We start from the raw sequence: 20,110 nt of genomic DNA, 5'->3' as shown, positions 1-20,110 counted from the left end.
GCGACCCCGCTCATAAATCTCACTGCCGATCCCGCTTTGCTGTGAGGCAGTTCACTCATTCGCCCTTCGTTGCTTTACATCCCCATTCCGGCCTCGTAATGTCATCTTAATGTGAGCGGATAACAATTTTACGCAGGAGACTGCCATGACCCTGGACAGAGATTCATTAGCGGCCGTACTCGCCCGGCGCGACTGGGAAAACCCCGGCGTCAGCGAACATAACCGGCTGGAAGCCCATCCGCCGTTTTACAGCTGGCGCAGCGCTGAGGCGGCCCATAACAACGCGCCATCGGCGCAGCGAAAAAGCCTGAGCGGCGAATGGACGTTTGCCTTTTTCCCTGCGCCCGAGGCGGTGCCGGATAGCTGGCGCACCCAGGATTTGCAGGCGGCAGCGACGATTACCGTGCCGTCAGTCTGGCAAATGCAGGGCTATGATGTTCCGATTTACACCAATGTTACCTATCCCATTCCGGTTGATCCCCCGCGCGTTCCGGCTGAAAACCCTACGGGATGTTATTCGCTCACATTTAATGTGGATGCAGACTGGCTGCAACATGGACAAACCCGAATTATTTTTGACGGCGTGAATTCGGCCTTCTATCTCTGGTGCAACGGACGCTGGGTGGGCTATGGGCAGGACAGCCGCTTGCCGTCTGAATTTGATCTGAGCGAATTTCTGCGCGAAGGTGAAAATCGCCTGGCGGTGATGGTGTTGCGCTGGAGCGATGGCAGCTATCTGGAAGATCAGGATATGTGGCGCATGAGTGGTATTTTCCGCGATGTTTCCCTGCTGCATAAGCCTGCCAGCCATCTTCGCGATCTGCGCATTCGTACGCATTTCAATGACGATTTCAGTCGTGCGCGGCTGGAAGCTGAGGTGCGGGTTGCCGGAGCACTGGATGAAGATTTACGGGTCAGCGTGCAGCTCTTCGCGGGTGACACGCTAACCGGAGAAGCGACGTCGCCCTTGGGCAGCGCGATTATTGACGAGCGCGGCGCGTGGAGCGATCGGACAACGCTGTGCATCAACGTTGCTAACCCTGCGCTGTGGAGTGCGGAAACGCCGCATCTCTACCGGGCGGTTGTGCAGTTACACCGGACGGACGGTACGCTGATTGAGGCGGAGGCCTGCGACGTGGGATTCCGTCACGTCAGCATCGAAAATGGCCTGCTGCTGCTCAACGGTCAGCCACTGCTAATCCGCGGCACCAACCGCCACGAGCATCATCCTGAACGCGGTCAGGTGATGGATCGTGACACTATGGTGCAGGATATTTTGCTGATGAAGCAGAATAACTTCAACGCGGTGCGCTGCTCCCATTACCCTAACGATCCCCTGTGGTATAGCCTGTGTGACCACTACGGCTTGTACGTCGTCGATGAAGCCAACATCGAAACGCATGGCATGGTGCCGATGAATCGCCTGAGCGACGATCCCGTCTGGCTTCCCGCCATGAGCCAGCGCGTCACGCGCATGGTGCAGCGCGATCGTAATCACCCCTGCATTATTATCTGGTCACTGGGTAACGAATCGGGCCACGGTGCTAACCATGATGCGCTCTACCGCTGGCTGAAAAGTGAAGATCCTTCCCGCCCGGTCCAGTACGAAGGTGGCGGGGCCAATACCGCAGCGACCGATATTATCTGTCCGATGTATGCGCGGGTCGATGAGGATCAACCTTTCCCGGCCGTGCCGAAATGGTCCATTAAAAAATGGCTGTCTATGCCAGGCGAGCAGCGTCCGCTTATTCTCTGTGAATATGCTCATGCCATGGGAAACAGCCTTGGTGGCTACGCAAAATACTGGCAGGCATTTCGTCAGTATCCTCGCCTGCAGGGCGGTTTTGTCTGGGACTGGGTCGATCAGTCGCTCATAAAATATGACGATAACGGCGAACCCTGGGCTGCCTACGGTGGCGACTTTGGTGATACGCCTAATGATCGCCAGTTCTGCATGAACGGGCTGGTCTTTGCCGACCGGACGCCCCATCCCTCGCTCTACGAAGCCCGCCATGCGCAGCAGTTCTTCCAGTTCAGGCTGCTACCGGGCAGCGAGCGCACGCTGGAAGTGACCAGCGAATACCTGTTCCGCCACAGTGATAATGAAATCCTGCACTGGTCGGTGGCTCAGGATGGCAACCTGCTGGCCGCCGGTGAAGTCACGCTGGATATCGCGCCACAGGGCCGCCAGCAGATCGCACTCCCGGAGGTGCCGCTGCCTCAATCTGCAGGCCAGCTCTGGCTGACGGTGCGGGTGGAACAGCCTCAGCCGACGGCCTGGTCAGAAGCCGGTCATATCAGCGCCTGGCAGCAGTGGCCACTGGAGGCGATCCTGAATGTGGCCCTGCCGCCTCAGGCGGCGAGTGCGCCACAGCTCAGCCGCGGCGAAGACACCTTCAGCGTGGCGGTGAACAACCAACGCTGGGCATTCAGCCGTCAGCAGGGCGTGCTCACGCAGTACTGGATCGACGATCAGCCGCAGCTCCTGTCGCCGCTGCGCGATCAGTTTACCCGTGCGCCGCTGGATAACGATATCGGCGTCAGCGAAGTCACGCGCATCGACCCTAATGCCTGGGTCGAGCGCTGGAAAGCGGCGGGGCACTATCAGTCTGAGGTCACCACCCTGCAGTGCACCGCCGAAGCGCTCTCCGACGCCGTCGTGATCAACACCGTCCATGCCTGGCAGTTCCAGGGCAAAACGCTGTTTATCAGCCGTAAAGCGTACCGTATTGATGGATTTGGCGAGATGGCGGTGACGGTCAACGTGGAGATCGCGAGCGGCACGCCTTATCCGGCACGCATTGGTATGAGCTGTCAGCTCACCCAGATCGTCGAGCGAGTGAACTGGTTAGGCCTGGGGCCGCATGAAAATTACCCGGATCGCCTGACCTCTGCCTGCTTCGACCGCTGGGATTTACCGCTGAGTGAAATGTACACCCCGTATGTTTTCCCCACTGAAAACGGCCTGCGCTGCGGCACGCGTGAACTCAACTATGGTGTGCACCAGTGGCGTGGCGATTTCCAGTTCAACATCAGTCGCTACAGCCAGACACAGCTGATGGAAACCTGCCATCGCCACCTGTTACGGCCTGAGGCGGGCACGTGGCTCAATATTGATGGCTTCCACATGGGCGTCGGCGGTGACGATTCCTGGAGCCCGTCGGTATCACCGGAATTCCTGCTCAGTGCAGGACGTTACAGCTACCAGTTTATCTGGGGGCAACAAAAATAATGAGCGGGCAGGCTTGCGCCTGCCTGACTCTCGCGTAAGGACGTCCAATATGTACTATTTAAAAAACACGAATTTTTGGCTGTTTGGTTTTTTCTTCTTCTTTTACTTTTTCATCATGGGTGCCTATTTCCCGTTCTTCCCCATCTGGTTGCATGATATTAACCATATCAGCAAAGGGGATACCGGCATTATTTTTGCCAGTATTTCGTTGTTTTCTCTGCTGTTTCAGCCGCTGTTTGGCCTGTTGTCCGATAAGCTCGGCCTGCGCAAACACCTGCTGTGGGTTATCACCGGTATGCTGGTGATGTTCGCACCTTTCTTTATTTACGTTTTTGGGCCGCTATTACAGGTGAATATTCTGGCGGGCTCGATTGTTGGCGGTATTTACCTGGGTTTTATCTACAACGCCGGGGCACCCGCGATTGAAGCGTACATTGAGAAAGTCAGCCGCCGCAGCAATTTTGAATTTGGCCGGGCGCGCATGTTTGGCTGTGTAGGATGGGCCTTGTGCGCCTCCATCGTCGGGATCATGTTCACCATCAATAACCAGTTTGTGTTCTGGCTGGGGTCGGGCTGTGCCGTGATTCTGGCGCTGCTGCTGTTCTTCTCCCGTACCAGCACATCGTCATCCGCGACGGTTGCGCAGGCGGTGGGAGCGAATCACTCGGCGTTCAGCCTGAAGCTGGCGCTGGAGTTGTTCAGGCAGCCAAAACTGTGGTTTTTATCCCTGTATGTCGTCGGCGTGTCCTGTACCTATGACGTGTTCGACCAGCAGTTTGCTAACTTCTTTACCTCATTCTTTGCCACAGGCGAACAGGGTACGCGGGTATTTGGCTATGTGACCACCCTGGGTGAATTACTGAACGCGTCCATCATGTTTTTTGCTCCGCTGATCGTTAACCGCATTGGCGGCAAGAACGCCCTGCTGCTGGCAGGCATGATCATGTCCGTGCGTATTATCGGTTCCTCCTTTGCCACCACGGCAGTGGAAGTGGTGATTCTTAAAACGCTGCACATGTTTGAAATCCCTTTCCTGATTGTCGGCTGCTTTAAATACATCACCAGCCAGTTTGAAGTGCGCTTCTCCGCCACCATTTATCTGGTGTGCTTCTGCTTCTTCAAACAGTTAGCGATGATATTCATGTCGGTTCTGGCGGGTAACATGTATGAAAGTATTGGCTTCCATGGCGCCTATCTGGTGCTAGGCTCTATTGCGATGGCCTTTACGTTGATCTCCGTTTTCACTCTGAGCGGGCCGGGACCGCTGACGCTGTTACGTCGTCAGGCTGCCTGATCCCTTCCTCAAGACAACCGGACAGGCGTCATGACGCATCCGGTTGTCTGCTTGCCGACCGCGTTTTTTTCATCACGTCATTCCCCCTTTTCGCCTCGTCGCCGCTTCGTTTTGCGAACTGTCTCACATTCATAAAATCGGTTTAGCAAATTACTTTGCCTGAAAATACATCGATGAATATCATCCGAAAACTAAAACGGTTTAGCAAAAGACAGCATCACTACCCTTACCTTTTCTGGGATGTAAAACGATGAATAAAAAGGCACTTGCCGTAACCGTTGGGCTGCTACTGAGCGCGGGGCCGGTTCTGGCAGCAGAACCAAGCATGAGCAGTATTGAAGCACGGCTGGCGGCACTGGAGCAGCGGTTACAGGCCGCAGAGCAGCGGGCGAATGCGGCAGAGAATCGCGCAGAAGCCGCAGAAAAACAGGCGCAGCAGCTTGCCCGCGCACAGCAGAAAAGCCAGGCCACCGCGACGCAGGTTGAACAGCGCACGGCGAAGCTGGAGCAGAAAGCGAGCAGTGAAGACGGCTTCGAATTTCACGGCTATGCCCGTTCCGGGCTACTGATGAACAGCTCGGCGACCAAAACTCAGGGCGGCCCGACCGTGACGCCTGCCGGGGAAACCGGCGGGCACGTCGGCCGCTTAGGTAACGAACCTGATACCTACGTAGAGCTGAATCTGGAACATAAACAAACGCTGGAAAACGGCGCAACGACCCGCTTCAAGGCGATGCTGGCCGACGGCCAGCGCACCTATAACGACTGGACGGCATCCAGCAGCGACCTCAATCTGCGTCAGGCTTTTGTCGAGCTGGGCCAGCTCCCGACCTTTACCGGCGCGTTCAAAGACACGACCGTCTGGGCGGGTAAACGCTTTGACCGGGATAATTTCGATATCCACTGGATCGACTCCGATGTGGTGTTTCTCGCCGGTACCGGAGCAGGTATTTACGACATGAAGTGGAGCGATCAGGCTCACAGCAATCTGTCGCTTTACGGACGAACCTTTGGCGATATCGAGAACAACGACAACACCGCACAGAACTATATTCTGACGGCTAACAACTTCTACGGCCCATTCCAGCTGATGCTGAGCGGCATGCGGGCGAAAGATAACGACGACCGGCTGGATGTGAACGGCCTGAAGGTGAAGGGCGATGCCGCGAACACCGGGTTACATGCGCTGGTGGGGCTGCATAACGACAGCTTCTATGGCCTGCGCGAGGGTTCAGCGAAAACGGCCGTGCTGTACGGTCACGGCTTAGGTGCAGAGGTAAAAGCTATCGGTTCAGACGGGGCACTGTTACCGGATGCCGATACCTGGCGGCTGGCCAGCTACGGGATTACCCCGCTGGGCGGCGGCTGGCATATCGCCCCGGCGGTGCTGGCGCAAAGCAGTAAGGATCGTTACGTCAAGGGCGACAGCTATCAGTGGGCCACCGCCAACATGCGCCTGATTCAGGGGCTGACCGAGAACTTTGAAATGCAGTACGAAGCTACCTATCAGTATATGGATCTGCGACCAGAGGGCTTTAATCAGCGCAGTGCGGTCAACGGTAATTTCTACAAACTGACCGTTGCGCCTACGCTGAAGGCCAGCAACGTGGGTGAATTCCTCAAACGTCCGGAAATTCGCCTTTTTGCCACCTGGATGGACTGGGACCACCGACTGGATAACTACGCGCGCGGCGATGCCTTTGGCAGCAGCGGCTTTGAAGCGGGCGGTGAGTGGAACTTCGGCGTACAAATGGAAACCTGGTTCTGATCAGTCGGCCCTGCGGGGCTGTTTCAGCCGGGCCGACACTATCACACGATAAAACAGAGGTTTTTTATGGATTTCGTACAAATCTCCCGTGCATTACTGCCGTTGCTGGGGGGCAAAGAGAATATTGCCAGCGCGGCGCACTGCGCGACCCGGCTCAGGCTGGTGCTGGTCGATGACGCCAAAGCGGATACCAGCGCGATCGGAAAAATCGACGGGGTAAAAGGCTGTTTCCGTAATGCCGGACAGCTGCAGGTGATTTTTGGCACCGGGGTGGTCAACAAAGTCTACGCCGCCTTTGTCGCCGAAGCCGGGATCAGTGAATCGAGTAAATCTGAAGCCGCCGATATCGCGGCCCGCAAGCTCAATCCTTTCCAGCGCATCGCCCGTTTGCTCTCGAATATTTTCGTGCCAATTATTCCGGCCATTGTCGCGTCCGGCCTGCTCATGGGCCTGCTGGGCATGGTCAAAACTTATGGCTGGGTGAACCCGGAAAATGCCCTGTATATCATGCTGGATATGTGCAGTTCGGCGGCGTTTATTATTCTGCCGATCCTGATCGGCTTTACGGCAGCACGTGAGTTTGGCGGTAACCCGTTTTTGGGGGCTACGCTGGGCGGCATCCTGACCCATCCGGCGCTGACCAATGCCTGGGGCGTGGCGTCCGGGTTCCACACCATGAACTTCTTTGGGATTGAAGTCGCGATGATCGGCTACCAGGGCACGGTGTTTCCGGTGTTGCTGGCCGTGTGGTTTATGAGCCTGCTGGAAAAACAGTTACGGCGCATCATCCCTGACGCGCTCGACCTGATTCTGACGCCGTTCCTGACCGTAATTATTTCTGGCTTTGTGGCGCTGCTGATTATTGGTCCGGCGGGGCGTGCCTTGGGTGACGGCATCTCCTTCGTGCTCAGCACGTTGATTGCTCATGCTGGCTGGCTGGCCGGATTACTGTTTGGCGGGTTGTACTCCGTTATCGTGATTACTGGCGTGCATCACAGTTTCCACGCCATTGAAGCGGGCTTGCTGGGTAATCCTTCAATCTGCGTCAATTTCCTGTTGCCGATTTGGGCGATGGCCAACGTGGCGCAGGGCGGTGCCTGTCTGGCGGTGTGGTTTAAAACCAAGGATCCTAAAATCAAAGCCATTACCTTGCCTTCAGCCTTTTCGGCCCTGCTGGGCATTACCGAAGCCGCCATCTTTGGTATCAACCTGCGCTTTATGAAGCCGTTTATTGCCGGACTGATCGGTGGTGCCATCGGCGGTGCCTGGGTGGTTTCCGTTAAGGTCTATATGACCGCAGTGGGGCTGACTGGCTTACCCGGCATGGCCATTGTTCAGGCCAGTTCGCTGCTGAATTATATTATTGGTATGGTGATCGCCTTTAGTGTCGCCTTTGTCATCGCTTTCCTGCTCAAGTACAAAACGGATTCTGAATAATGGCCCTGAAAAACCTGCTCCCCGCCATGCTTAAGGCGGTAATGAAAGGCCAGCCCAGGGCGCGGGAGGACAGCCACTATCCGGGCTGGCACCTGGCGCCAGTTACCGGGCTGCTTAACGATCCCAATGGCTTTATCCACTTCAACGGACAGTACCATCTGTTCTATCAGTGGAATGCCCTGGCCTGCGAGCACAAGCACAAATGCTGGGGCCACTGGCGTTCAGCGGATTTACTGCACTGGGAACACGAGCCGGTCGCGCTGTTGCCCGATGAAGAGTATGACCGCAGCGGATGCTATTCCGGCAGTGCGGTGGACAACAATGGCGAGCTAACCCTGTGTTACACGGGGAATGTTAAATTTGAGGACGGCTCACGTACCGCCTGGCAGTGCCTGGCCGTGCAGAACGGTGAGGGCGGATTCGACAAGCTGGGGCCGGTTATCCCGCTGCCTGAAGGCTACACCGGTCATGTCCGTGACCCCAAAGTCTGGCGGCATGGCGGGTACTGGTACATGGTGCTGGGCGCGCAGGACGCGCAGTTACAGGGCAAAGTCCTGTTACTGCGCGCCAGCGATCTGCGCCACTGGGAGAACCTGGGCGAAATAGCGGGAAGTGGCCTGGGCGGATTAGGCGCGGCGGGCTATATGTGGGAATGCCCTGACATGTTCACCCTAGGAGCCTCGACGTTTCTGATCTGCTGCCCGCAGGGCATTCCCCGGGAAGATAAGCGCTATCTGAATACCCATCCCTGCGCATGGCTCAGCGGTACGCTCGACTATGAGAACGCGCATTACTCGCACGGTGCCTTTAATGAACTGGATGCCGGCTTTGAGTTTTATGCCCCGCAAACCACGTTAACCCAGGACGGGCGCAGGCTGCTGGTGGGCTGGATGGGCGTGCCGGACGGCGAAGAAATGCGCCAGCCCACCGTGGCGTTTGGCTGGATTCATCAGATGACCTGTATACGTGAGCTGACCGAGCGGGACGGGCGGCTTTATCAGCAGCCGGTGGCCGAGCTGCAGGCGCTGCGGCTGGACGAGCAACGCTATCGCGGGCCTGCGGATGGCGCACCGGAGATGGCGGCCCGACGTCTTGAGCTGGTGCTGACGTCCGGCGGCGATATCACGCTGGACTTTGCCGATACGCTCCGGCTGAGCTGGCATCAGGAGACGCTTTGTCTGGCACGCCGCAGTCTGGAAAACGGCGAATGGCTTTATCGTCACTGGTGCGGCAGCGCGCGCAAACTGCATATTCTGTGCGATCACTCCAGCGTCGAGATTTTTATCAATGACGGCGAAGGCGTGATGAGTAGTCGCTACTTCCCGCAGCATCCTGCCCGTTTACGCCTGAGCGGCAGCGCAGAAGTCACTGCCTGCTACTGGTCGTTACGATCCTGCATGGTAGAATAAGCCCTTGTTTCCTTAAACGAAGCACCGACGTGAAAAAAACAAAGCGCGTGACCATCAGTGATATCGCTGCGCTGGCCGGGGTGTCAAAAGCCACGGCCAGCCTGGTGCTCAACGGGCGCGGTAAAGAGCTGCGCGTGGCAGAAGAGACGCGCGAACGCGTGATGTCTCTTGCGCAACAGCACCACTATCTGCCCAGTATCCATGCCCGTCTGCTGCGCGAAAACCGCAGCCATACGTTAGGGCTGGTGGTGCCGGAGATCACCAACTACGGTTTCGCCGTTTTCTCTCACGCGCTAGAGAACCTTTGCCGTGAAGCCGGGCTACAGCTGCTGATCTCCTGTACCGATGAAAATGCCAGCCAGGAAACGCTGGTGGTTAACAACCTGGTCTCGCGTCAGGTTGATGGCCTGATCGTCGCCTCAAGTCAGCAGAGCGACAGCGACTATCTGAAGCTGAGTGAACAGCTGCCGGTCGTGCTGTTTGACCGCCACGTGAATAACAGCAGTTTGCCGCTGGTGATCACCGATTCGATTACGCCGACCGCCGAGCTGGTAGAGCGCCTGGCGCGTGCTCATCCCGATGAGGTTTATTTCCTGGGCGGGCAGCCACGACTGTCGCCGACCAAAGATCGTCTGGCCGGCTTTATGCAGGGGCTGGAGCGGGCGGGAGTAAGTCCCCGGCCGGAATGGATTATTCAGGGCAACTACCATCCCAGCAGCGGCTATGAAATGTTTGCGGCCCTGTGTGCCCGTCTTGGCAGGCCACCTAAGGCGCTGTTTACCGCCGCCTGCGGTTTGCTGGAAGGGGTGCTGCGCTATATGAGCCAGCACCATCTGCTGGAGAGTGATATTCACATAGCCAGTTTCGACGATCACTACCTGTATGATTCGCTGTCACTGCATATCGATACCGTAGAACAGAACGTACCGCGCCTGGCGCAGGAGTGCTTTTCCGTGATTAGCCAAATGATCCAGGGGCAGGAACCTGCGGACAAACAGATTATCTTGCCCGCCAGGCTGCGCTACCGTTCATCTCTGGCGCGTTAACGCCGCTTACCTACAGGCGGCCAGATCGGCCATCTGCTGTTTATCAGGCAGGCCAACAATCTGTTGCAGCTTTTGTTCATGATTCAGGTAGTAGATAGCGGGCGTGCCGTTGGCCCCTAACGCCTGCATCTGCGCCTGGTTATGCTGAATCTGATCAAACAGCGCGCGCGGCGTGCTGTCCGGGAAGGCCGGCTTATTTTTACCCTGCGAGCGTTCGAAATCCTGCCAGGCTTTAGCAGGATCGGCCGCCGCGAGAATGGCAGACGCGTAGCGTCCGCTCTCGGGCTTGAGAATGCCGACAAGCTGGGTTTTGATGCTGAGCGAGTTATTTTGTACCAGCGGCTGCACCTGCTGCCAGAAGGTCCGGCAGTAGGGGCAGAACGGATCGGCAAAGACCACGACCTGACAGCGGGCTTCAGCGCTTCCCTCCTTGATGCCCGGCATGGCCTGCAGTTGCTTCCACATGGCACGTCCGGCGGGCAAATAAATTTCATCATTGATGATTTTTTCGCTGAGGTTATTGCCCTGCGCGTCATACATATAGCCCGAAATCGCATGCTGACCATCTGGCGTCAGGTAAATGGTGACGCCGGTTCCCTGATATTGACCCAGCCAGCCCTGAACCCCGCCGGGTGCCTTAAAGGGTTTGATGATTTCCACGCCCTGCCTTTCAATTTGCTGGACGGGGGCGGGCAGCGTAGCCGCCTGGGTCGTGCTGCTCAACAGCAGTGCGGAAAGCAGTATCCTGAACGTTTTCATTAATCCCTGTCTCTTAACGTCGTGATGAAAGTGAGGCGGTGCGGCTGTCGAGCCACTCAAAGAGCAGCATGCCTGCCAGCATGGCGATCAGGAACACTGCGCCCTTAAGCACTCCGCCGCCGAGCAGCACCAGCGCCGGACCGGGGCAGATGCCAGCCAGCCCCCAGCCAATCCCGAACAGCATAGCCCCTGCGATCAGTTTTTTATCCAGCGCACGCTGGCCGGGCAGATGAAAGGTTTCGCCAAAGACCGGACGCTCACGTCGGGAGGCCAGCCAGAAGGCCACCAGCCCGACGGTAATCGCGCCGCCCATCACCAGCGCCAAAGAGGGATCCCAGGCGCGGGTAATGTTCAGAAAACCCAGAACCTTGGCCGGGTTCGCCATGCCGCTGACGATTAAGCCCGTGCCAAATAACAGCCCACTAAGCAGAGAAAATAAAACGGCCATTGTTCCTCCTGATATTCACCCGTGGCCCATCACGCCAACGGTCAGCATGGCGGTTAACATAAAGACCAGCGTCGCCACCAGTGAGCGCAGTGACAGCCGCGATAATCCACATACGCCGTGACCGCTGGTGCAGCCCGAGCCCAGGCGAACACCCAATCCCACCAGCACGCCGGCGAATACCAGACGTCCCCATGACGCTTCAGTTTCAATGGTGGGCAGGGCGCTGAACAGCTGGAACACCAGCGGCGACAGGACCAGACCCGCAATAAAGGCCAGCCGCCAGGGCTTGTCTGATGAGCGGCGATTAAGCAGACCGCCCAGAATGCCGCTGATACCGGCTATGCGGCCACAAAACAGCACCAGCATGCCCGCCGCCGCGCCAATCAGCAGCCCACCCACCAGGCTTTGCCACGGAGTAAAATGAATCAGGTCAATATGCATTATCCACCCTTCCCAGTGCAGTGCTTACGTCATGCGTTAAAAGCGGTTTAGCGGGATTTTCAGATAGCGCTCGCCGTCGCTCTCGGGTTCAGGTAATCGCCCGCCGTGAATATTCACCTGCAGGGCCATTAGCATGAGTTCTGGCAGCGGGAGCGTGGCATCACGCTGCTGCCGCCGGGCAATAAAATCCTGTTGATGTTGATCAACCACCCACGGGTTGTTTTCCCGCTGCTCACGTACCGTGCTTTCAAACTGCACGTCGCGCCCGTCAGGGCGATAATCATGACCGGTAAATAAACGTGTGTCGTCAGGTAACTGCAGAATGCGTTGCAGGCTGTCCCATAATACGGCAGCGCTGCCGCCGGGGAAATCAGCCCGCGCTGTGCCGCTGTCGGGCATAAAAAACGTGTCGTGGATAAAAGCACAGTCGGCGATGTGATAGGTCACCGACGCCAGCGTGTGGCCGGGAGATAAAATGACTTCACCCCGCAGATTGCCGATGTAAAACACCTCGCCGTCCCTGAATAAGGTGTCCCAGATTTTCTCAGCTGGCGTCAGGCCGGGCAGGTTATAGAGAGTTTGCCACAGCCTTTGTACCTCAGTGACCTTTTCACCGATGCCGGTAGGCGCACCGGTTTTCCCGGCCAGCCAGGCGGCGGCAGAGAAGTGGTCGGCATGAGGATGGGTATCCAGAACCCACGCAACCTGCCAGTTTTTTTGCTGAATAAAATCCAGTATGCGTTGGGCCTGCTGACAGGATACCGCTCCCGAGCGGCGATCAAAGTCCAGCACCGGATCGATGATGGCGCAGCGCCGGGTTTGTCCGTCAGCAATCACATATTGCAGGCTTCCGCTCTCGGGTTCATAGAAATGGTACACCTCTGCATGAGGCGGATGGCGCAGCCTGTTTGCATACCAGGCCAGGGGCTTATCGGCATCGGCACCAAACTGTTGGCAGGTAGCCCGAAATTCGGCCTCATCTATCCGGCCTTCGCGTAACTCATGCAGTAAAAACAGGCTAAGCGATCGCGCACCACTCCGACAGTGTGCAAAGATTTTTGCACCGCGTTTAACCCGACGATGAAAAGCCTCAACGTCTTCCCAGCTCAGTGTGTCAAAGGTGAAGGGCATATAGACGTAGTCCATGCCCAGTTGCTCAGCCAGCGCCTTTTCCTGCTGATGAGGCAGAAAGGGGCCTTCTTCCTCATCAGGCCGATTATTAACCACAACCTCAAAGCCCAACTGGTGCAACTGGCTGAAATCCTCTGCAAGTGGTGCATCGGAAAACGCGATTTGCGCATTAAAATGGCGGATATTCATAACCTGTTCCCGTTTATTCAGAGATTTTTAAGCAACATGTAGCAGGCCATCACGATCAACATGGCTGAAAAGACGGCATTGATCGCGCGCGCATTGTGTTTCAGCCGGCTGGCCACCGCGACACCGACTAAGCCGCCCAGCAGGCCGCCAGCAATGAGGTAGATTGTCATCACCACAGAGACTTTGCCCGCCAGGGCATAGCTTGCGCTGGTCGAGATCCCCATGGCGAACACCACCATCAGCGAGGTTGCTATCGCCTCCACCATGGGAAAGCGGAACAACCAGACAAGCGCGGGCACCACTAAAAATCCTCCTCCGATGCCCATAAATCCGGCCAGTATGCCCAGCAGCAGTACGCTTCCCCAGACGATAGTGGGGGCAAAGTGCCTGTCTGGCGCGGAGGCACCGGGCAAAGGAGACTGTTTTCTCAGCATCATCAGCGCCACGGTGAACATCAAAAGGGAAAACGGCAGTAGCAGGTATTGTCCACTGACGATTTTTCCCAGTTCGGCTCCGAGCAGTGCGCCGCAGACCGCAACAATTGAAATTCTCGCACCCGTTGCCCATCTGACATTGCCTTTACGACTATGGGCAAACAGATTGATCAGGGCGCTGACCGCCACCGCAATGGCGCTGGTGCCGATGACCCGATGCGTGTCGGGCACCTTCACCAGATACAGCAGCAGCGGCACGCACATGACCGATCCGCCGCCGCCGGTCAGCGCCAGAAAAAAGCCTACGGCGATGCCTGTTACAACTAACAGGCATACCGTGAGGGCTGAAAAATGGGTGAATTCCTGAATGATCATTTTCATTCCTGGCGTTATTTTTACGCTATTAAAGAGGTCGTAAAAATGACTGTCAACTCATTATTTCTTTTTGCTATATCATATAGCTAAATATTATAAGGGTTTTTTTTTATAACTTTAAAGTCTATTGATTTGCTTTATATTTGTGCTGCTATCCACTACGGTTAAATAAAAGGGAGGCCTGCATGAATGATAAAAATAATCCCCATCACCCGCATCTTGTTGTTATTGGTGGTGGCTCAGCTGGAATTGGCGTCATCGCAAGTATTAAGAAACGCATTAAAAACATCAAAATAACGCTAATTGAGCCAAAGGAAGAACATGATTATCAACCTGCCTGGACACTGGTGGGTGCCGGATTATTTTCCGCTGAAAAAACCCGAAAACGCATGAGTGACGTTATTCCGTCGGGCGTGAACTGGATTCACGATGCCGTGACGCATGTTTCACCTGATCTGAAATATATTGAAACAGCGACAGCCCAAAAAATAGGTTACGACTATCTTATTATCGCCAGCGGTCTGATGCTGCGTTGGGATAAAATCAGGGGCCTGAGTGAAACCCTGGGCCGCAACGGCGTAACGTCAAACTACCGATACGATTTGGCGCGCTATACATGGGAACTGGTGCAAAACCTGAAGCAGGGAAAAGCCATTTTTACCCAGCCTGGGATGCCGATAAAGTGCGCGGGTGCGCCGCAGAAGGCGCTCTATCTCTCCGCCGATTACTGGCTGCGACGGGACCGTCTGGCACAGATCAACATTCAGTTCTGCCTGGCAGGTCAGGTCGTTTTTGGCGTGCCCGAATTTGTTCCGCCGCTGGAGGCCTATCTGGAGAAATACCAGGCGCAGGTCAATTTTGGACATACGCTTACCGCCGTTGATGGAATCAATAAGCAGGCGACGTTTACTCTCACCGATCCCGACGGCAGCACGCGTGACGTCACCCTGCCGTTCGATATGCTCCATGTTGTCCCGCCTCAGGCTGCGCCAGACTTTATTGCCGAAAGCGGTCTGGCGGATGCTGCTGGCTGGTGTGATGTCGATAAAGAAACACTGCAGCACAGCCGCTGGCCCGATATTTTTGCTTTGGGCGATTGCTGCTCAACGCCGAACGCCAAGACGGCCGCAGCGGCGCGTAAACAGATCGTGGTCGTGGCCGAAAACCTGAGGCAGGTCGTTAACGGGGCGATCCCGCAAACGCGTTACGATGGCTACGGTTCGTGTCCGCTCACCGTGGAGAAAGGCAAAGTCGTGCTGGCTGAGTTTGGTTATGGCAACCGCCTGCTGCCGACCTTTCCGCTCCATTCAGCCCGTCCCAGCCGCGCAGCATGGTGGCTAAAGGCCTGGTTTTTACCGCGCTTTTATTGGGCTGGTATGCTGCGCGGTATTGAGTGGTTGGCCAAAAGTAAACCCCTGTAGTGAAGGCCGTTCAGGGGCGAACGTATAAAGCGCCCCGCGACTGCTGTTCAATAATGTAGGTTATGGCGGCGGGCACGACGCGAAAGTGGGATGGCAGCATGCTGACGTCAATATTTTGTGCCCGGAGGGCGTTATTGCAGAGTAACAGCGTCACGCTCGGCGCTTTCTTAAGGGCATCTGAAATCGTCCTGCCAGTCACATCACCTGCCGCGTCGCCATTAAAAACGATGGCGATATCCCCGTCAAAATCCTCTTCTTTAAGCAGATTGCCAGCATTAGCCAGGGCGTGAGCAATGCGATTTTTATCAGGTACATGCAAAATGATTTTCATTCTGGGCCTCAGGTTGTTATCGCGACGGGCGAAAAACGAATGGCTCAGAATAAAACAGCGTGAGGATCGGATAAATGTGATGAGTGAAAGAAAATATGTCGTCGACGATGATTTCTAAAAAAAGAAAAATAGCGGCTCTGATAAATTCGAAATTGCTGTGTGCGTCTTTTTTTTAAAAAAAGGGGAGTTACCCCTTTAATAGCTAATTATTTTTTCAGATTTTCAGGGAAATTGGCAGGTAATTCACTCGCCGCGCAGGCTATCACGTCATCGTTATTTTTTCCCGCATCGTGGACAAAGGTGATAGTCGCGAACTCATCAATGACTTCTATTGGATAAGTCGGGCCGGCATCGCGGTACTGCGCCATTTCGTCCAGATGATCGTTCTGGAAGCAGACGGTGCGTTCAGGATTATTCATGACCCAGCGCGGGAAGAAGATGGTGCCATGAAACAGCTTGTCGCCCAGGTTGGCAATCAGGCTGACACTGGTGCCGGTCGGTTCAGTCCAGGACACTTTATAGATGTCTTCACCGACGCAGACAATATAGACATGCTGGTCTTTCACCCAGCGGTTGCCCACCATGCCGCTATGAATACGGTAATCGACGGTGTCTTCGTTTTTAATATACAGCTCGTAATTCCAGCCATTGTCATAGGTATAAACCAGATGTTTACCGATGAAACCGTCAAGATTGTGTTTGTTGAATTTGCTCATTATTTGTTCTCCTCTGTGGTTGAAACCAGCTTACCCATTCACTTTGTGAATTAAAAACGCTAATTTATGATGAAATTGATTCAAAAATTGGATGGGTTATGCATAAAACCACACTGGAGCAGTGGAGCCTGTTGGACAAGGTGGTGCGAGAGGGCAGTTTTGCCAGAGCGGCGAGTCTGACCAACCGCAGTCAGTCATCCGTCAGCTATAACCTTGCTATGTTGCAGCAGCGCATAGGGATTACGCTGTTACATGCAGAGGGGCGCAAGGCGGTGCTGACGCCCGCAGGCGAGTTGCTGCTGGCGCAGGTGCGCCCGCTACTGAAAGCTTTTCATTCACTGGAGGCGTTTGCGGGATCAATACGCAGCGGCGTCAGAACAAAGCTGGATCTGGTGGTTGACAGCATCTTTCCGCGTCGACAACTGTTTTCCGTCCTTAAGGCTTTTCAGCAATGCCATCCTCATACTCAGATCAACCTGACCGAGGTGCTGGAAACCAACACCGATTACGCCGAGGCCGACGTGATGGTGGTGACCCAGCGCCAGGATATGGCCGGGCGGGGAGAGTGGTTGATGAATGTGGATTTCGTCGCCGTGGCGCACTGCGACCATCCCTTGCATCAGCATGGCGGCATCCTGGATGAAGAACGGTTGGCACAGTATCCGCTGATTCGCATTGCCGACCGGGAACATTTCACCGTGCAGGATGAGAGCAGCAATGGCGATTACTGGTCGTTTTCGACTATTGAGGCAGCGGTAGAGGCGGTGGTGCACCAGGTGGGTTATGGCTGGATCCCCTTCGAGCGCATCGAACATGAACTGGCGCAGGGAACACTAAAAATATTGCCCTTACAGCACGGCGTTCGTCGTGCCACCCCGCTGCACTTACTGATTAAGAAAGACATCCTGACGCTGGATCCACAAATTGTTACCCTGCTCGATCTGCTGAAAAACGCCACCCGTTCGTGACAGAGGGATCGCGATGAGGAACGCGTCTTCAGGGGCTATTTGTCACCGTTCAACGCAAGGAGCAGGGCATCCAGCGAATCTGGCGCGTGCGGATATCCGTTTTTTACCTCGTGAACGTCCCAGGACATTGCATCCTCAAGGCAGAAATCGCCTGCGCACTGCAACGCGAGGTCTTCATCTAACAGCCCAATCGGTAGCCAGATCAGGGGGCGGCCGCGCAACAGGTTCGGCACCGTCGAGCCACAGTGCCTGCAGAAGTCATTACGGTATCCCTGCGGGCGACGCCAACTGCTAATATCGGCTTCACCGGCCAGCCAGCTAAACTGATCGGCATGCACCAGCGTGGCCAGGTTATGGCCGGTACCGGTCTGACGGCGGCACAGCGAACAGTGACAGCGGTAAAAATGGCTGGGTTGTTGAGCCAGCTTAAAAACGACCGTTCCGCATAAACAACGTCCAGAAATCATCCTTTTTTCCCTGAATGCGCCAACCCTAAGGCGGTGTTTAGTGTGCCCGCTTTTTGGCCCAGTAAGCCATAAAGTTAATCGCGTCGCGATCGACGCCGCGCTCCCCTATCAGGTGGCGGCGTAATAGCTTCACCACGGTCGATTCGGCCGCTACCCAACCGTAAAATTCCGTGTTGCGGCCCTGAGCACGGTCCCACAGCAATTCGCCTTCTGCCTCTTCCTGCACGTCCTGCTGGTGGCCGCCATCGGGAACGTTAACCCGGGATTTTATTGCCTCAACCAGGCATTCCCCGTGTGAAGCAAATGCAGGTTTTCGCGGCAACCAGACGATGTCGGCAAAGGTATAGGCGTGCAGATCGACGCAATCTTCCGCATCCGGGACTTCAAAAAAGGCCTGAACCCGAGGCGGGTTTTCCTGTCGGGACAGTCTTTCCAGAATGCCTTTCGCCGCGGGTAATGCGGTTTCATCGGCAATCAGTAACGCATTACGCAGCGCATCCGGCGGCGTCCATTCATATCCGCCGCTGTCAGATTCACAGGCCGCATTGGGCGCAACGATCACCAGGCTGTCACCCGGTTCAGCATTGATTGCCCAGGCCGATGCCGGGCCTTCCGTACCGTGGCTGACAAACTCAATCGTCAGCTCCTGGCGCTCAGGATCGAGATGACGCAGCGTATAGGTGCGCAACAGCGGACGCTTCTCTTTTGGCAGCGACAGAATGGTCTGGTACCACTCGCCATCATTGGGAAGCGCAGGCATGCTGCCATCTTCCGCCGGCAGCAAAATTTTGATCCGCTGATCGGGCGCGTCAGACTTCATCTGCGCCACGTCAGGCCCGTTGAACACCAGGCTCAGCATTGAGGGAGAAAGATGACGCTTGCGTGCCAGTTTTACGTCAAACAGGCGGTAGCTATGGGCTTCAGCCATCGTCGTTCCTTTTGGTTAATGAGCCGATAAGGTTGAGCGGCGACGTGCACGCCAGATCACACCTGACATCGCCACGAACAGCAGGGCAGCGCTGAATGCGGCAGCGATCAGCGCCGTTGCGCCCTGTGACTGCGACACCAGGGGAACCAGCAGCGCGCACAATCCGTAGCCTAAGGTATGGCTGGTGGCTATCCAGCCGGCACCGGCACCGTCTGCCAGCCTGTCATTTAGCAGCAGCTGATAAGCCGGCGTACCCAGTGCAGCACCAAACGAAAGCAGGGCACAGCCGGTGTAAAACAGCCAGAGCGGTGTGCTCAGCATCATCGCCAGACCCAGAGACATCAACAGCCCTGCGCTCAGCAACAGCGCAAGCGGCGTCAGTAACTGGGGTCGCAGTACCATAAACTGGGCGCCCAGTGAGGCGATGGCCGCCACGCTCAGCAGCCAGGCAACCTGATGGCTGATTGCGGCGGTATCACCGGTAAACTGTCTGGCCAGTGCCGGGGATAAGCCCAACTGCATCAGGCTCACCGTGGCCGCCAGCAGCAGAGCGCACAGCAGATAGGGCAGACAATCAATGCGCAGGTGGGCATTCCTGCGCGCCACCGCAGGCTGTGGCTCGGTACCGCGCAACGGCAACAACATAGCCAGCGCCAGCAACGGCGCAACGACCAGTAACACCAGCGGTGCCATCGGATGAATAACTAACATTCCGGCAGCGCACAGCGGGCCAAACAGCCTGCCGCAGCTCAGACCGGAGCTGATGGTCGCCAGCGCCGTCATGCGCTTGCCTTCACCGGCACGGTTTAGCGCCCAGACCTGGCACGCCGGAACCATCGCCGATACCATCAGGCCATAAATCACCCGGGCAATAATTAATATACCTAATCCAATCGGAGCACTGACCGCCCGCGTGGAAAGAAGTGCGCAGCCCATAGCGAGTAGCAAAAAACTTGCGCCATAACCGGCCAGTGACCAAAGCACGACCGGTTTGCTGCCGAGACGCGCAATCTGTTTTCCCCACCACGGCGATGAGGGCAAAAACAGCATAGAGCCGAGCGTTAACAATCCCGCCCAGACCGAAAGACTTAAACTGGTCTGCGCAACCAGCATCGGGATAGCCACCAGCAAACCATTCTGTCCGACGCCCAGCAGTCCGGCGCTTAATGCTAAAGGCCAGTTAGGTAAGGCTTTTTGTGGCGTAGCGGTCAGTTCAAGAGATGTCACAATGTTGCTAACCCGTATCTTTGTTGTATGTATTTGTAAAATTTATTCCGCCAATTCTAACAATTGTCGTTGATAATGAGAACTGTTAT

The 20,110-nt window shown here is 55.9% G+C and carries 18 protein-coding genes; 8 read left to right on the top strand and 10 right to left on the bottom strand.

Annotated features, from left to right (window positions below):
* Positions 1 to 145 precede the first annotated feature (145 nt).
* The 6 genes from PAGR_RS20250 (at position 146) to PAGR_RS20225 (ending at position 10,186) form a co-directional block, all read left to right on the top strand.
* Positions 146 to 3,232 (top strand): beta-galactosidase, encoded by a 3,087-nt coding sequence (locus PAGR_RS20250; RefSeq protein WP_014606903.1) that lies wholly within the window; start codon positions 146 to 148, stop codon positions 3,230 to 3,232.
* Between the two features lie 49 nt (positions 3,233 to 3,281).
* The gene (locus tag PAGR_RS20245; protein ID WP_014606902.1) at positions 3,282 to 4,526 is read left to right on the top strand and encodes an MFS transporter; all 1,245 of its coding nucleotides are present in this window, start codon (positions 3,282 to 3,284) and stop codon (positions 4,524 to 4,526) included.
* A 250-nt stretch (positions 4,527 to 4,776) separates the two neighbouring features.
* The gene (locus PAGR_RS20240; protein ID WP_014606901.1) at positions 4,777 to 6,294 is read left to right on the top strand and encodes a carbohydrate porin; all 1,518 of its coding nucleotides are present in this window, start codon (positions 4,777 to 4,779) and stop codon (positions 6,292 to 6,294) included.
* A gap of 66 nt (positions 6,295 to 6,360) precedes the next feature.
* Entirely contained in the window at positions 6,361 to 7,731 is a 1,371-nt protein-coding gene (locus PAGR_RS20235; RefSeq protein ID WP_014606900.1) for a sucrose-specific PTS transporter subunit IIBC, read from the top strand.
* Positions 7,731 to 9,140: a sucrose-6-phosphate hydrolase gene (locus PAGR_RS20230; RefSeq protein ID WP_014606899.1), complete on the top strand. Its 1,410-nt coding sequence runs from the start codon at positions 7,731 to 7,733 to the stop codon at positions 9,138 to 9,140. The genes PAGR_RS20235 and PAGR_RS20230 overlap by 1 nt, the downstream gene beginning before the upstream one ends.
* Before the next feature lie 29 nt (positions 9,141 to 9,169).
* Entirely contained in the window at positions 9,170 to 10,186 is a 1,017-nt protein-coding gene (locus PAGR_RS20225; protein WP_014606898.1) for a substrate-binding domain-containing protein, read from the top strand.
* 6 nt (positions 10,187 to 10,192) lie between these two features.
* On the opposite strand, the gene dsbG is transcribed toward PAGR_RS20225, so the two are convergent.
* The 5 genes from dsbG to PAGR_RS20200 are packed head-to-tail and all read right to left on the bottom strand — an operon-like array spanning position 10,193 to position 13,963.
* On the bottom strand, positions 10,193 to 10,945 hold the full coding sequence (dsbG, locus tag PAGR_RS20220) for a thiol:disulfide interchange protein DsbG (RefSeq protein WP_014606897.1): 753 nt from the start codon (positions 10,943 to 10,945) through the stop codon (positions 10,193 to 10,195).
* Positions 10,946 to 10,958: 13 nt separating this feature from the next.
* Complete coding sequence (locus PAGR_RS20215; protein ID WP_013024238.1) at positions 10,959 to 11,393, bottom strand: DUF6691 family protein; 435 nt, start codon at positions 11,391 to 11,393, stop codon at positions 10,959 to 10,961.
* 15 nt (positions 11,394 to 11,408) lie between these two features.
* Complete coding sequence (locus PAGR_RS20210) at positions 11,409 to 11,834, bottom strand: YeeE/YedE family protein (protein ID WP_014606896.1); 426 nt, start codon at positions 11,832 to 11,834, stop codon at positions 11,409 to 11,411.
* A gap of 36 nt (positions 11,835 to 11,870) precedes the next feature.
* Positions 11,871 to 13,154: a bifunctional sulfur transferase/dioxygenase Blh gene (gene blh, locus PAGR_RS20205; protein ID WP_014606895.1), complete on the bottom strand. Its 1,284-nt coding sequence runs from the start codon at positions 13,152 to 13,154 to the stop codon at positions 11,871 to 11,873.
* A 17-nt stretch (positions 13,155 to 13,171) separates the two neighbouring features.
* Positions 13,172 to 13,963, bottom strand: coding sequence for a sulfite exporter TauE/SafE family protein (locus PAGR_RS20200; protein ID WP_014606894.1), 792 nt, complete (start codon positions 13,961 to 13,963; stop codon positions 13,172 to 13,174).
* Between the two features lie 185 nt (positions 13,964 to 14,148).
* Between PAGR_RS20200 and PAGR_RS20195 the strand changes: the two genes are divergently transcribed.
* Positions 14,149 to 15,384 (top strand): NAD(P)/FAD-dependent oxidoreductase, encoded by a 1,236-nt coding sequence (locus PAGR_RS20195; RefSeq protein WP_014606893.1) that lies wholly within the window; start codon positions 14,149 to 14,151, stop codon positions 15,382 to 15,384.
* 10 nt (positions 15,385 to 15,394) lie between these two features.
* On the opposite strand, the gene PAGR_RS20190 is transcribed toward PAGR_RS20195, so the two are convergent.
* Positions 15,395 to 15,715: a DsrE family protein gene (locus PAGR_RS20190; RefSeq protein ID WP_014606892.1), complete on the bottom strand. Its 321-nt coding sequence runs from the start codon at positions 15,713 to 15,715 to the stop codon at positions 15,395 to 15,397.
* Positions 15,716 to 15,921: 206 nt separating this feature from the next.
* Positions 15,922 to 16,431, bottom strand: a complete 510-nt coding sequence (locus PAGR_RS20185) for a phenolic acid decarboxylase (protein WP_014606891.1) — start codon at positions 16,429 to 16,431, stop codon at positions 15,922 to 15,924.
* Between the two features lie 98 nt (positions 16,432 to 16,529).
* On the opposite strand from PAGR_RS20185, the gene PAGR_RS20180 reads away from it, so the two are divergent.
* Complete coding sequence (locus tag PAGR_RS20180) at positions 16,530 to 17,399, top strand: LysR family transcriptional regulator (protein ID WP_013024245.1); 870 nt, start codon at positions 16,530 to 16,532, stop codon at positions 17,397 to 17,399.
* Between the two features lie 35 nt (positions 17,400 to 17,434).
* Here the strand turns inward: PAGR_RS20180 and PAGR_RS20175 are convergent, their stop codons facing one another.
* Genes PAGR_RS20175 through PAGR_RS20165 form a run of 3 tightly spaced genes read right to left on the bottom strand, consistent with a single transcriptional unit; the run spans position 17,435 to position 20,021 of the window.
* Positions 17,435 to 17,866, bottom strand: coding sequence for a GFA family protein (locus PAGR_RS20175; RefSeq protein ID WP_014606890.1), 432 nt, complete (start codon positions 17,864 to 17,866; stop codon positions 17,435 to 17,437).
* 37 nt (positions 17,867 to 17,903) lie between these two features.
* Positions 17,904 to 18,794 (bottom strand): siderophore-interacting protein, encoded by an 891-nt coding sequence (locus PAGR_RS20170; RefSeq protein ID WP_014606889.1) that lies wholly within the window; start codon positions 18,792 to 18,794, stop codon positions 17,904 to 17,906.
* A gap of 15 nt (positions 18,795 to 18,809) precedes the next feature.
* The gene (locus tag PAGR_RS20165) at positions 18,810 to 20,021 is read right to left on the bottom strand and encodes an MFS transporter (RefSeq protein WP_014606888.1); all 1,212 of its coding nucleotides are present in this window, start codon (positions 20,019 to 20,021) and stop codon (positions 18,810 to 18,812) included.
* Between the last annotated feature and the right edge of the window lie 89 nt (positions 20,022 to 20,110).

Origin of the sequence: Pantoea ananatis PA13, from assembly GCF_000233595.1 — a bacterium.
In the GTDB taxonomy this organism is placed as follows: Bacteria; Pseudomonadota; Gammaproteobacteria; order Enterobacterales; family Enterobacteriaceae; genus Pantoea; species Pantoea ananatis.
Note: the sequence above shows the minus strand (reverse complement) of the source record. Positions and strands in the feature narration are given on the sequence as shown.

Excerpts from the sequence above, each read along its gene's own strand:
- PAGR_RS20250 (WP_014606903.1), top strand. The coding sequence starts at position 146 with ATGACCCTGGACAGAGATTCATTAGCGGCCGTACTCGCCCGGCGCGAC.
- PAGR_RS20245 (WP_014606902.1), top strand. The coding sequence starts at position 3,282 with ATGTACTATTTAAAAAACACGAATTTTTGGCTGTTTGGTTTTTTCTTC.
- PAGR_RS20240 (WP_014606901.1), top strand. The coding sequence starts at position 4,777 with ATGAATAAAAAGGCACTTGCCGTAACCGTTGGGCTGCTACTGAGCGCG.
- PAGR_RS20235 (WP_014606900.1), top strand. The coding sequence starts at position 6,361 with ATGGATTTCGTACAAATCTCCCGTGCATTACTGCCGTTGCTGGGGGGC.
- PAGR_RS20230 (WP_014606899.1), top strand. The coding sequence starts at position 7,731 with ATGGCCCTGAAAAACCTGCTCCCCGCCATGCTTAAGGCGGTAATGAAA.
- dsbG (WP_014606897.1), bottom strand. The coding sequence starts at position 10,945 with ATGAAAACGTTCAGGATACTGCTTTCCGCACTGCTGTTGAGCAGCACG.
- PAGR_RS20215 (WP_013024238.1), bottom strand. The coding sequence starts at position 11,393 with ATGGCCGTTTTATTTTCTCTGCTTAGTGGGCTGTTATTTGGCACGGGC.
- PAGR_RS20210 (WP_014606896.1), bottom strand. The coding sequence starts at position 11,834 with ATGCATATTGACCTGATTCATTTTACTCCGTGGCAAAGCCTGGTGGGT.
- blh (WP_014606895.1), bottom strand. The coding sequence starts at position 13,154 with ATGAATATCCGCCATTTTAATGCGCAAATCGCGTTTTCCGATGCACCA.
- PAGR_RS20200 (WP_014606894.1), bottom strand. The coding sequence starts at position 13,963 with ATGATCATTCAGGAATTCACCCATTTTTCAGCCCTCACGGTATGCCTG.
- PAGR_RS20195 (WP_014606893.1), top strand. The coding sequence starts at position 14,149 with ATGAATGATAAAAATAATCCCCATCACCCGCATCTTGTTGTTATTGGT.
- PAGR_RS20190 (WP_014606892.1), bottom strand. The coding sequence starts at position 15,715 with ATGAAAATCATTTTGCATGTACCTGATAAAAATCGCATTGCTCACGCC.
- PAGR_RS20185 (WP_014606891.1), bottom strand. The coding sequence starts at position 16,431 with ATGAGCAAATTCAACAAACACAATCTTGACGGTTTCATCGGTAAACAT.
- PAGR_RS20180 (WP_013024245.1), top strand. The coding sequence starts at position 16,530 with ATGCATAAAACCACACTGGAGCAGTGGAGCCTGTTGGACAAGGTGGTG.
- PAGR_RS20175 (WP_014606890.1), bottom strand. The coding sequence starts at position 17,866 with ATGATTTCTGGACGTTGTTTATGCGGAACGGTCGTTTTTAAGCTGGCT.
- PAGR_RS20170 (WP_014606889.1), bottom strand. The coding sequence starts at position 18,794 with ATGGCTGAAGCCCATAGCTACCGCCTGTTTGACGTAAAACTGGCACGC.